Genomic DNA, 12395 nt, shown 5'->3' with positions numbered 1-12395 from the left:
GGGGATTTCTCCATGATGGTGAGTCAGCAAGACAAAATTACCGTTTCGCAAACCGTCATCGTCATCACGAATTTTCTGCTGGGAACTGGTATCTTGACACTGCCGCGGACATCTGTGGAAGCGGTTAAGACGCCGGATGTCTGGCTGTCTGTTGTATTTGGAGGATTGATTGCTCTATTGGCAGGTTTCATCATGGTGAAATTAAGCATGGAATACCCCGAAAAAACGTTATATCAATACAGCCGCGATATTATTGGCAAGTGGCCGGGAGGGCTTTTCAGCCTGCTTTTGATTTGCTATTTTCTCGCAACGTCGAGTTTCCAAGTCCGTTCTGTTACAGAGGTTATGGGATTTTACTTACTGGAAGACACGCCGCTTTGGGCGATGGCGATGGTTTTTTTATGGAGCGGGATCTATTTAATAACCGGCGGTATCAATCCGATTGCCCGACTTTATGAAATCATTTTTCCGATTACAGTTCTTATTTTTCTTGTCGTCATATTTATGAGTGCAAGCATATTCGAGACCGACAATTTGCGTCCGGTTCTCGGGAAAGGGATCGTGCCGGTGATGCAAGGAGTCAAGACAACGTCTTTTGCTTATACAGGCATAGAAGTTCTGCTGATCATCGTTCCTTTTATGAGAAAGCCCGAGCAAGCGTTAAAAGCTACTTTAATAGGTATTTCTTTCCCGATTGTCTTTTATATGATCACCGTTATTATGGTCATCGGTGCACTGTCGATCGATGGAGTGACATCCCGGACCTGGCCGACGATTGATTTAATGAGAAGCTTTGAAATACGAGGGCTGATTTTTGAACGATTTGAGTCCTTGCTGCTGGTCATCTGGATCATGCAAATATTCTCCAATTTTACGATCAGCTATTTTGCTGCTGCTATAGGTCTGTCACAACTCTTGAAGAGGAGGATGGAACCGATATTATTCGGCTTGCTTCCTGTTATTTATCTCATTGCGATGACGCCTAAAAATATCGACCAGCTCTTTCAAATGGGAGATCTGATCGGCAACAGCGCCATCTTTTTAGTCGGGCTCATTCCGCTCATGTTTTTGGTGATATCGAAAGTAAGGAGGAGAAAGTTTGAAAAAAATTAACACCATTCGCTACTTAACGATTGCTTTACTTTTGTTTTTATTAACCGGATGCTGGAGCAGCCACGAAATTGAAGAGCTGGGTCTCACATTTGCGATGGGGATTGACAAAGGCAAAGAAACCGAACTTGAAAAAAAATTTGACGAAATGGGAGGTGATTACCCGAAAAAAGATCGGATCACGATGATCTATCAATACGTGAACGAACAGGCGGCCGGTTCAAAATCGACTGGAGGAAGCACTGATCAAAAATCGTATATTAACGTTTATGAAACGGGGGACTCGCTTCAGCAAATTAACTCTGAAGTAGCATTGAGACAGGACAGGCCTGTATTCAGTCCTCATTTAAAGGTGATTGTCATCGCCGCTGAGCTTCTCCGCACCTATTCGCTGGCAGAACTGCTTGATCAGCCTCTCCGCGATAATGAAATCAGGCCGAGCAGTATGGTGATCGTCACAAGAGGGCGGGCGAGAGACACGCTTGAGCTGAAGGAAACCGGTGAAATGCCGGCGTTTCGACTGCGCAAAATCGTCGAAAATGAATATAAAGCGAAAAAAATTCTTCCTCCTGTGACACTTGCCAAACTGACAGGCAAAATGAGGTCAGGAACGAGCTATCTGCTTCAAAATGTTATTGGTACCGATGGGGAAGTCAAATATGCAGGAGCAGCCGCGATCAACGGAAAAACCAATAAGCTGATCGGTTATTTGGATGAACATGACTTAGAAGGGGTAATGTGGATCACCGGAATGGGAATTGGAGGCACGGTTAAAAGTTATGACCCGGAAGAAAAAAAAGTGACCGCATTTGGTGTCGAAACGATTAAAAGCGACATCGAGCCTATCGTCAAAGGAAACCGTCTTTCTTTTGAAGTGAACGTAAAGTCAGATGGTTATCTTGCGGAAAACTGGAGCACGAATGAAAAAGCTTTTGATAACAAATTTTTAGAAAAGGTCGAAAAAACAACCGAGAAAACGGTGAAAAAAACGATGGAAGACATTACAAAAAAAATGAAAACCGAATACAAAGCAGATCTTGCCGGATTCGGGAACGAGCTGAGGATCAAGCATCCGAGGCTTTGGGAAAAACTAAAGAAAAATTGGGATGAGACCTTTACAGATATACCGATTACATTTCATGTGCAAATCACGATTAAAGAATACGGTACCGTTGGGGATCAGTAACAGAAGCACTTCTAATCACGAAAGGCGGAGAAATACGCAATGATCCGTTCCGAAGATAAAATTACGACTTCTCAGGCCATTGTTGTCTTAGTCAGTTATATTATGGCTGCCGGGATTCTCACCTTGCCAAGAACCGCTGCAGAAGAAGCCGGTACGCCGGATGTATGGATTTCCGTCCTATTAGGCGGAATTGTCACAATGGCAGCCGGAGTCGTGATGACAAAATTAAGCCAGGATTATCCCGGGCAAACATTTTTTCAATATGGGGGAAACATTGTCGGAAAGTGGATCAGTATTGTGATCAGCCTGCTGTTTATTGAGCATTTTGTGATGATTGCGGCTTTTGAAGCAAGAATTATGGCAGAAGTCATCACCTTTTTTTTGCTGCAGCAAACACCGATTTGGGCGATCGTCATGTCGATGATGTGGGTCGGATTTTATTCGATAAAAGACGGTATGGGATCGCTTGCCCGTTTATTTGAAATCATTTTTCCGATTACAATCCTTTTCTTTTTAACCGTCGTATTTATGAGTTTTGGCATATTCGAACTGGATAACCTGCGGCCAGTCCTCGGGGAAGGCATCATGCCGGCATTAAAGGGGACAAAAGCGACAATGCTTTCATTTATCAGCGCAGAAGTGATGATGTTTCTTTTGGCGTTTATGAAAAAGCCGAAAGATGGTGTCAAAGTCGTTGTCATGGGAATCGGCATTGCGATACTCTTTTACTTAACGACGGTCGTATTCGTGATCGGAGGGCTGTCAGTCGACGGGGTAACCGCGTTGACATGGCCGACGCTTGATCTCATCCGCAGTTTTGAAATGCCCGGCTTAATATTTGAACGTTTTGAATCGCTGCTCCTTGTCATCTGGATTATGCAGTTGTTTGCGACTTTTTCCGTCTCATTTTACGCCGCATCGCTGGGGTTGTCGCAAATTTTCAAAAAAAAGAGCAGACCGATCATGTTCGGTCTGCTTCCGGTGATGTATTTGCTCGCAATGACGCCAAAAAATATCGATAATGTATTTTCTCTCGGCGACATGGTCGGCTATCAAGCGGCTGTTTTATTCGGTATTGTGCCGATTCCGCTTTTATTGATTTCGAAAATGAGGAAAAAGAAACCTTTGCAAAGCTAGATGTTCAGCCCGCTTTGTTCACTTGCTTCTTAGCTCTCGGTTTCACCCTGTCATTCGGCATGAAAAACACGAGCAAAAAGGCGGCCGCTGCGGGGAAAATTGCCCAAGTAAACGTATGAACAATCGAATGTGAAAGCGCCTCGGTGATGTGATTTAAAATATCCGGCGGCATTGATGCCCGGGCACTAGACAAAATCTGGTTGGCATCATTCGGTGAGGCGAGATTTGAAGCGCCTGTGCTTTTAAACATATCTTCCATCTGTTCTAAAAATTGGTTTTTTGAATCATGCCGAACATACTGGCGCCGATCGTCATGCCGAGAGAGCGCATAAAGTTGCTCGTAGAAGTCGCTGAGCCGCGCTGTTCCGGGCCGAAATGATGGATAGCCGCCATGCTTAATACAGAGAAAGAAAAACCGACTCCCAAGCCGACAACAATCATATAAATGGTTAATAATAAACGCGGAGTGTCAATGTTAAGCGTGCTTAATAAAGAAAACCCGCTGACGAGAACCAGTCCTGAGATGAGCATAATGTTCCGGTAGCTCATTTTTGTCGTTAAGAATCCGCCAAGCTGGGCTGATACAACAGAGCCGAGCATCATCGGCAAAAGAACAAGCCCGGAGTTTGTCGCAGAATCTCCGTAAACACCCTGAACAAAGATCGGAATCTGGATGGTAGCTGAAATAAATGTCCCGCCGTAAAATAAAGCGACAAGCGTGCTGCCGGCAAACAGCCGGTTTTTAAACATATGAAATGAAATGATCGGTTCACTGGCCTTACGTTCGATCATGAGGAAGCAAACCAATAAGACGGCTGCACTTCCGAAAAGTGTAAGGATGACATTCGAATCCCAGGCGTATTTCTCGCCGCCGAGCTCCAACGTAAACATGAGGCAGACGACCGCTCCTACGAGCGTGATCGCCCCTAGCCAATCAATGCGATGCTTTTCATGCTGTTTCGTTTCTTTGTAAAATAGAAGAATGAAAACAAAAGAAACCATACCGAGCGGCAGATTCATATAAAAAATCCAGTGCCAGCTGATGTAGTCAGTGACATAGGCGCCGATGAGCGGTCCGAAAATGCTCGAAAGGCCAAAAACAGCGCCGAAAAGTCCAGTGATCTTACCGCGTTTTTCCAGCGGGAAAATGTCAAAAATGATGGTAAAAGCAATCGGAATGAGCGCGCCTCCGCCAATTCCTTGGATCGCGCGGTAAATGCTGAGCTGCTCAATGGTTGTAGCCGTTCCGCACAATGCTGATCCCGCCATGAACACGATGCTGCCAAAAAGAAAAAAACGTTTCCTTCCATACATATCCGACAGCTTGCCGAATATCGGCATGCCGGCCATTTCAGCGACCATAAAGGCAGATACAACCCAGACAAAGCTGTCGAGTCCGCCAAGATCGCCGACAATTGTTCCCATTGCCGTGACAACGATGGTATTGTCCATCGAAGCCATCAAAATAGCAAGCAAAAGCCCTGCTACAACAAATCCTAATTTTTGATTTTGAGTTTGTGACAAATCAATCTATTCTCCTTTAAATAAATTCGTTCTAAAGCAGCGTTTGGCATGGACGCTTCATCCTGTTATGATCATTTATATCAGGAAATAAATATCTTAGCTGCTAAGACATAATGATTTTATAGAAGGGTGTTACCGATGTCAAGAACAAATCATATTGAAGGAGAAGGGCTGCTCAACGAGCTGATACAGCAGTTGAGATTTCACAGCAGCGCAACCATTTTTCTGCACGAGGCGATCGGCGAGAAAATCGGACTGAACGCCACGGATCATAAATGCCTTGAGATTATCGCGCGGGAAGGGAAAGTAACAGCGGGGGAGCTTGCCGCAAAAAGCTGGCTGACAACGGGAGCGATCACAGGCGTGATCGACCGCCTTGAGAAAACGGGCTATGTCAGACGCATCAGGGATTCGTCCGACAGAAGGCGTCTTTTAGTCGAGCTGATCCCGGAAAACATGGAGAAGATCTCTCATATCTTTCAAGACTTGGCGCAAGAATCTGCCGGATTTTTAAGCCGATATTCAGAGGGGGAACTGCAAACCATTATCAAATTTTTGAAAAACAGCACGGCGTTCGCCGCCGATTATGCCAAAACTTTAAAGAAGACAAAGTGACAAAAGACCGGTTTTGTTTCAACCGGTCTTTTGTACACGTTCATATTTTTTCAATTTGAACTCTTCCGGAAAAGAAAGTTGCTCCACCGCCCATATCAGCTAATCGATCAGGCGTCAGCGCATTGACGAGATAATGCTTCCCATCTGCATCCGCCCATAATCCTTGGCTGACGGCCACACCCGGAAGGACGTGTTCTCCGACCGCAGCGGGCAGGATACATGATCCGCGGTCATTCCAAACCTTCACCAAATCTCCGTTTTCGATGCCTTTTTCTTCGGCATCCTTTCTATTTAAGTGAAGTTTCGGCTCCTTTTCTAATTTGATATGCTTTTCATTGTTTGAAAAGGTCGAATTTAAAAAATTATGATTCGGTCCGGGTACAAATAAAAACGGATACTTGTCAGTTTCAACAAGCGGGGTATGAGTCGGCAGGCCCGGATAGCCGTGCTGTTCCATCAGTTTTGAGTACAATTCAATTTTTCCGCTGGGCGTTGGCAGTTTATCAGGAAAAATCGTTTTCCGATTGGCTTTGACAAAATGCTTTTCAGTCAGGCTGTCGTAGTCAATGCCGTCGAGCCACGGATTATCAGGGTAGTCAAGCGCCTGTCTGATCATCTCTTCGTCGGAATCTTTCAGCGGTTCATCATCAAAGCCCAGCGCCTCAGCCAAAAGTCTGAATACTTCTGTATTTGACTTGCTCTCACCGTATTTTTCAATAACAGGCTGCTGAATTTGCGCATAATGGTGCCAATATGATGTATAGAAATCCGTATTTTCGAAAGCGGAAGAAGCCGGCAGGACGATATCGGCATACCGTGCCGTTTCCGTCAGGAATAAATCGTGAACAACCGTGAATAAATCTTCGCGCTCAAGCCCTTTCCTGACTTTGTTCGCCTCCGGCGCGACGACGGCCGGATTGCTGCTGTACACAAACAGCGAACGGATCGGAGGCTCGGTTTCTAGGAGAGCTTTGCCGAGCTGATTCATGTTGATGACTCTCGGCGTTCTGCCTTTTAGTAAATCGGGACGCTGCAAAGCTTTTGTATTATAGGCCAAAAATGCCGTGTTGCCTTTGATCGCTCCGCCTCCTTTTTTCGTCCACTGGCCCGTGATCGCAGGGAGGCACGCGATGGTGCGAACAATCATTCCTCCATTGTCATGATGCTGAAGACCGTTGCCGATCCGGATCAGGGAAGGGGAGGTGCGGCCGTACAAGCGGGCGAGCTCGACAATATCATTCCGGGATACGCCGGTGATTGCCTCTACAGTGGCGGGATCGTATTGCAGTACATGGCGACGGAGCTCTTCATGGCCGACTGTAAATTCTTTCAGAAATGGTTCATCAGCCAAATTTTCCTCGAATAAGACATGCATAATGCCAAGCGCAAGCGCGCTGTCCGTGCCGGGACGAATCGGAATAAACCAATCCGCCATCCGCCCGGTCTGATTTTTATGAACGTCGATCACAACGATTTTAGCACCGTTTTTCCGGGCTTTTTGAGCAATAGTGATTTGATGCATGTTGGTTGAGACTGCATTGATTCCCCAAAAGATAAACAGTTTTGTTTCCGTTGTATCTTCAGGGTCTGTGCCGATGCTTCCGCCCATCGTGTATTTATAGCCGACAGAACCGGCAGGAGTGCAAATCGCCCGGTCAAGCTGGCTCGACCCGAGGCGGTGAAAAAAGCGCCTGTCCATTCCTTCAGCCGTCAAATTCCCCATATTGCCGTAAAAGCTGTAGGGCAGAATGCTTTCGGGGCCTTCCTGTTCAATGAGCGACTGCCAGCGGGAGCGAATCGTTTCAATTGCTTCATCCCAGCTGATCGGTTCAAAAATCCCGTCACCTTTTGGACCCGTCCGTTTCAGCGGAGTTTTCAGCCGTTTGGGATCATAAATACGCTCCGTCATATTGCGGACTTTATTGCAAATATTGCCCTGTGTGACCGGATGGTCCGGGTCGCCTTGTATTTTAACGATTTTTCCGTCTTTTTTATGAACGAGCAGCCCGCATTGATCCGGGCAGTCGAGCGAACATACGGATTTGAAAATCCCGTCTTTTTGATCAACAAATGACTCCATGGAATCCGTTCCTTTCCGATAAAATGAATATGATTCTAGCATTATATCACAAAATCTCGTCAATTCTGAAAATAAGAGCCGAAAGAATCGCGGCAGAACAACGATAAAAAAGGATGCCCCTGGAAGGACATCCTTTAAGTTTTTGTTTATTCTTTATCAAAATCAGGCGCGACCGCTTTTTTAATAAATAAAGCGGTAAAGAAAGCGATACAGCATAAAGCAAGCGCAAACCAGTAGGCATGGTGAACACCGTGAGTCATCGCTTCATGCACGATTTGTGGGCTTGCGGCTTCTTGTCCGGCAAGATAGCTTTTCTGGCCTTGGCTCATGATGCTGACGAACACCGAAACACCGAGTGCGCCTGCAACAGGCTGAAGCGTGTTGGCGATTGCCGTTCCATGAGGATATAAATGTTTCGGCAATTCGTTTAATGCATTCGTCTGCGCAGGCATCATGATGGCTGAGATCGACAGCATCAAGATGATGTACACAATAATAAACGCCCAGACCGGCACCGAAGGATTGATCCTACTGAAGAAAAACATCACGCCGACGAGAACGATCGTACCCGGAATGATGAGTTTTCTCGGCCCGAACTTATCGAATAAAGCGCCCATGGCCGGTGACATGAGACCGTTTAGCAAGGCCCCGGGCAAAAGTAAAAGCCCTGCTGCTTTGGCTGTAAAACCAAGCGGTCCTTGCAAATACATCGGCATCACGATTTCGGAAGCGAACATCGCCATAATGACAATCACAAATAGGCAGACCCCGCGCGTGTAATTTTTATAGGCGAACACACGCACATCGAGCAACGGTTGTTCAAGCTTCAGCTGACGAAGCACGAACAACACGATACTGATCAGGCTGACGATGATTACACCGATGATCAGAGGGGACTGAAACCCTTCCGGAGCCTCTCCGGCACTGCTGAATCCGTATACGATTCCGCCGATCCCGATGGTTGAGAGAACGATCGATAAAAAATCAGCCCGCGGGCGCGTCGCTTCTCCGACATTTTGCAAATACTTCACCGCAAACAAGATTGAAAATACTGCAAAAGGGATGACGATAATAAACAGCCAGCGCCAGCCGAGGATGTCAACAATGACGCCCGAAAGAGTGGGGCCGATCGCCGGAGCAAACATGATGACCAAACCGAACGTCCCCATGATTTTCCCGCGGACTTCAGGCCGATAAATGAGCAAGAGTGCGTTCATAATAATAGGGATCAAGAGACCTGTACCGACCGCCTGAATCATGCGCCCCGTCAAGAGCATCGGAAAATTCACTGCACAAGCGGCTATGATGGTTCCGACTAAAAAAATCGACATGACGCCGATAAACATCTGTCTTGTCGTGAACCATTGAATCAGTAAAGCGGAAATAGGCATTAAAACACCCATGACAAGCATAAATCCGGTTGCCAGCCATTGAACAGTCGGGGCATCAACGTGAAAGACTTCCATCAGCTCTGTTAATGCGATGTTCAACAGCGTTTCGTTTAATATTGCAAAAAATGCACCAATCATGAAGGTGACTAATATTGCTTTGGAATTAAACTTTTTCTCCATATCAAACCTCCTGTAATACAATTTACCCAAAAACATGACGACAAATGATATGTAGGATTCCCGAATATCTGGAGTCCCAATTTGTTTCTTTCGTTTTTCATCTTATATAATAACGTGTCTCCACCGCCGTTCATTGTTTTTCTTCATGATTGGCAACTATATGAGTATACTCGGTTTCACCCATATTTACAATAAAATTGTCAGGTTCATCTTTTGAAGTTAACGTATGGATGATTATGAAAAGACAGGGAGGGAAGGACATAGATCATCTTTTCAGTCAAATCAGCCGATTATTACAGGTATAATTTACCTGTATTGCTGGCAGCTGTTCTGACTGAAGAAATTTATCTCCGGATCCTTTCCCTGATAGATACTAAATCTGAAGAGTTCTTTTAAATGCACTGTCGACTCCCGTATTTATTTGGGCAACAGACACCATTACAATATTTCGATATATCCCTCTGTGCCATGCACGCGAATTTGTTGCCCATCTTTTATCAGCCCAGTCGCATTCTCCACTCCGACGACTGCCGGCAGGCCATATTCGCGTGCGATCACTGCTCCGTGGGTCATCAATCCGCCGACTTCGGTGACCAGGCCTTTTATGGATACAAATAATGGTGTCCAGCCTGGGTCTGTAAAGGAGGTGACTAATATATCTCCATCTTCCAGATCGGCATTTTCCATGTTTAAAATGACACGTGCTCTTCCTTCTATCACTCCGGAAGAAACAGGCAGGCCTGCAATCGCATTAGGCGGCAAATTTTCTCGTTTGTACGCACTTGTAATGATTTCGCCATCAGACGTGATCACACGCGGTGGAGTTAGTTTTTCATATAATTTGTACTCGTCTTTCCGTTTGCTGATGATCTGGTTATCTATTTTTTTTGTGCGTGCGACTTCGTAAAGCTCTTCAAAAGTGAGGTAGTATATATCTTCTTTTTCATGAATAACGCCCGCTTGTACGAGTTGTTCGGCTTCTTTCAGCAATGCCTGCTTATATACGAAGTAGCGACTGACTATGCCGTATTTTGGATATTCCCGGTAGCCGATGAAATTCCGGATGAGATCGATCATTCGTTTTGTTTCTTTAGCTTTTTGTTCACCATCCGGCAATTGCTTCAATCGATCAATTAACTCTTGTTCTTTTTCCAAAGCAGCCCGCAGCCCTTGCTCAAACTTTCGATTGCCGGCGTTAGGCTCGAAGTTTTTGATATGACTAAGAATCATGGGGACAAGTGTAATTGGTTTTTCACTCCAGCGAGGTCTTGTAATATCAATTTCTCCGGGACACCGCATTCCGTATTTGCTGAGATAATCATAAATAGCGTCTTGAATTTCCTTTCCACCATCAAACTTAACCAGTTCATCGAGAAAGTTATCTTCTTTTGCATGCTGCAAATAATCAATCACTTCTGGATAAGGGCGAATCACATCCGCGACATCCATCAGCTCCAGACCCATTTCCGAAGTAATATTGCCCGGTACAGATTGAGAAAGGGTATCAGCGGCGTTTTTTTCGCCTAGCCACTTGTTCATGTTTTCATTGATCCATGTTGTCGCATTTATAGCAGCCATAAACACAGCCGTACTTTGCGGGTCAAATACGATCTTCTTTAATTGCTGGATATCTTCCAGTATAAAATCAAACAAGTCCGATCCCGATTTCGCTTGGATGTTTTGCTTTAACTCTTCGATCGATGTTTGATTGCGCTTCATCAAATCAGAAACGATTGTCGGATCGTTCTCGAATTGCACCGGCATATCTGTTTGACCGTTGCCCGGAATCGGTGCTGTTTGATCATTTGGCATCAATTTTATAAAATCTCGCTCGATTACGGTCATGAGTGCGTCTTTTGTAAGCGGATCTGCTCCCACGGTGTTTAATAAAGCTTCCCGGCCGGCACGTGTCGTCAGCCTAGGCGCAACATCAACAAACAATCTCCCGCCGGCTTTACGCATAGGTGCAGGAGTAATTAACAGATAAAAAGACAATCCCAACGGTTTAATGGGATCAGTCATCATTTGCTGATGACCAACAGATAGATAGACGTGATTTTCTTGATCATTCGCTTCAGGGATCGGGAATAAAGTCGTGATCGGCCGGCTCTGAACAATATAAAATGTATCATCAGCCAAACACCATTCGATATCTTGCGGCTGGCCGAAATGAGCTTCGATCTGTCTTCCGATACGTGCCAGCTGTAAAATTTGCCCATCAGTGAGTGCTTGAGACATCTGCTGATCAGGATCGATCTGCTTTGTCTCTGTTCCGCCTTGTGCTCGTCCATAAATCGCCAATTTCTTGGCCGCTATTCTCTTATCGGCGATTTGTCCGTTTTGCACTTTATAACAATCGGCAGAGACCAAGCCGGAGACCAGAGCTTCTCCAAGTCCAAAACCGGCATCGATTGAAAGCAGTTTCCGGTTGGAAGTCATCGGATCAGCGGTAAATAAAATCCCTGAAGCATGCGGGAAAACCATCTTTTGAATGATAACGGATAAATAAACTTGCCTGTGATCGAATCCATTCTGCATACGGTAGATGACCGCGCGCTCCGTAAACAGGGAAGCCCAGCATTTGCTGATATGCTGCAAGATCGCATCCTTGCCGATAACATTTAAATAGGTATCTTGTTGACCCGCAAAAGAAGCATGCGGCAAATCCTCGGCAGTCGCGCTAGAACGCACTGCATAAGCATGTTTCTCGCCAAATTGAGAGAGATAGTGAGCAACTGCTTTCACAACATCAGCAGGAATTTCTGCTTCCATAATGATTTGCCGAATCTTCCTGCTGATGTCACTAATTTGATCCCGATCCTCAACTTTTAGCATGGCCAGTTGAGCCAGCAACGCTTGGAACGTTTCGTTTCCCTTGACGGCTTTTTGAAATCCTGCTGTCGTGACGCAAAAGCCTTCTGGTACTTGTATTCCTTGAATTTTTGATAATTCCCCTAAATTTAACCCTTTTCCCCCGACAAGCAAAAGCTGTGTTTTTTCCATTTCATGAAAACCGAGAACGAAATGACTCATTCTGCATCTCTCCTTCGAAAAAAAATTTGACAAGAGCTTTCTGATATGGTAGACTTAAAATGTAAGATGGGATATCTATGACATTTAATTTTAAACGTGCGTGATCTGATTATATCATTGCGTCTGTTTTTATGCAATA

General features: G+C 45.3%; 7 protein-coding genes and 1 pseudogene. 4 read left to right on the top strand and 4 right to left on the bottom strand.

Annotated features, from left to right (window positions below):
- The first annotated feature begins 12 nt into the window (after positions 1-12).
- The 3 genes from ACH97_RS21730 to ACH97_RS21720 are packed head-to-tail and all read left to right on the top strand — an operon-like array spanning position 13 to position 3433.
- Positions 13-1113 (top strand): spore germination protein, encoded by a 1101-nt coding sequence (locus ACH97_RS21730; protein ID WP_035338602.1) that lies wholly within the window; start codon positions 13-15, stop codon positions 1111-1113.
- Complete coding sequence (locus ACH97_RS21725; RefSeq protein ID WP_048350071.1) at positions 1100-2296, top strand: Ger(x)C family spore germination protein; 1197 nt, start codon at positions 1100-1102, stop codon at positions 2294-2296. The genes ACH97_RS21730 and ACH97_RS21725 overlap by 14 nt, the downstream gene beginning before the upstream one ends.
- A 39-nt stretch (positions 2297-2335) precedes the next feature.
- Complete coding sequence (locus ACH97_RS21720) at positions 2336-3433, top strand: spore germination protein (protein ID WP_048350070.1); 1098 nt, start codon at positions 2336-2338, stop codon at positions 3431-3433.
- Between the two features lie 4 nt (positions 3434-3437).
- Here ACH97_RS21720 and ACH97_RS21715 read toward each other — a convergent pair.
- Positions 3438-4894 (bottom strand): annotated as a pseudogene (locus tag ACH97_RS21715) (MDR family MFS transporter).
- A gap of 201 nt (positions 4895-5095) precedes the next feature.
- Here ACH97_RS21715 and ACH97_RS21710 point away from each other — a divergent pair.
- A complete protein-coding gene (locus tag ACH97_RS21710) occupies positions 5096-5572 on the top strand; it encodes a MarR family winged helix-turn-helix transcriptional regulator (RefSeq protein WP_048350069.1) in 477 nt (158 codons plus the stop codon).
- A 40-nt stretch (positions 5573-5612) separates the two neighbouring features.
- On the opposite strand, the gene ACH97_RS21705 is transcribed toward ACH97_RS21710, so the two are convergent.
- The 3 genes from ACH97_RS21705 to ppsA all read right to left on the bottom strand — a co-directional run bounded on the left by ACH97_RS21705 (position 5613) and on the right by ppsA (position 12256).
- Positions 5613-7652 carry a molybdopterin-containing oxidoreductase family protein gene (locus ACH97_RS21705; protein ID WP_050821053.1) on the bottom strand — a complete coding sequence of 680 codons (2040 nt, stop codon included), beginning with the start codon at positions 7650-7652 and terminating at the stop codon, positions 5613-5615.
- Between the two features lie 146 nt (positions 7653-7798).
- On the bottom strand, positions 7799-9223 hold the full coding sequence (locus ACH97_RS21700; RefSeq protein ID WP_026579590.1) for an MDR family MFS transporter: 1425 nt from the start codon (positions 9221-9223) through the stop codon (positions 7799-7801).
- A gap of 438 nt (positions 9224-9661) precedes the next feature.
- A complete protein-coding gene (ppsA, locus tag ACH97_RS21695; protein WP_048350721.1) occupies positions 9662-12256 on the bottom strand; it encodes a phosphoenolpyruvate synthase in 2595 nt (864 codons plus the stop codon).
- Between the last annotated feature and the right edge of the window lie 139 nt (positions 12257-12395).

This window comes from Bacillus paralicheniformis (assembly GCF_001042485.2).
Classification (GTDB): Bacteria; Bacillota; Bacilli; order Bacillales; family Bacillaceae; genus Bacillus; species Bacillus paralicheniformis.
This window is presented reverse-complemented; position numbering and strand designations above follow the sequence as displayed.

Excerpts from the sequence above, each read along its gene's own strand:
- ACH97_RS21730 (WP_035338602.1), top strand. The coding sequence starts at position 13 with ATGATGGTGAGTCAGCAAGACAAAATTACCGTTTCGCAAACCGTCATC.
- ACH97_RS21720 (WP_048350070.1), top strand. The coding sequence starts at position 2,336 with ATGATCCGTTCCGAAGATAAAATTACGACTTCTCAGGCCATTGTTGTC.
- ACH97_RS21710 (WP_048350069.1), top strand. The coding sequence starts at position 5,096 with ATGTCAAGAACAAATCATATTGAAGGAGAAGGGCTGCTCAACGAGCTG.
- ACH97_RS21705 (WP_050821053.1), bottom strand. The coding sequence starts at position 7,652 with ATGGAGTCATTTGTTGATCAAAAAGACGGGATTTTCAAATCCGTATGT.
- ACH97_RS21700 (WP_026579590.1), bottom strand. The coding sequence starts at position 9,223 with ATGGAGAAAAAGTTTAATTCCAAAGCAATATTAGTCACCTTCATGATT.
- ppsA (WP_048350721.1), bottom strand. The coding sequence starts at position 12,256 with ATGAGTCATTTCGTTCTCGGTTTTCATGAAATGGAAAAAACACAGCTT.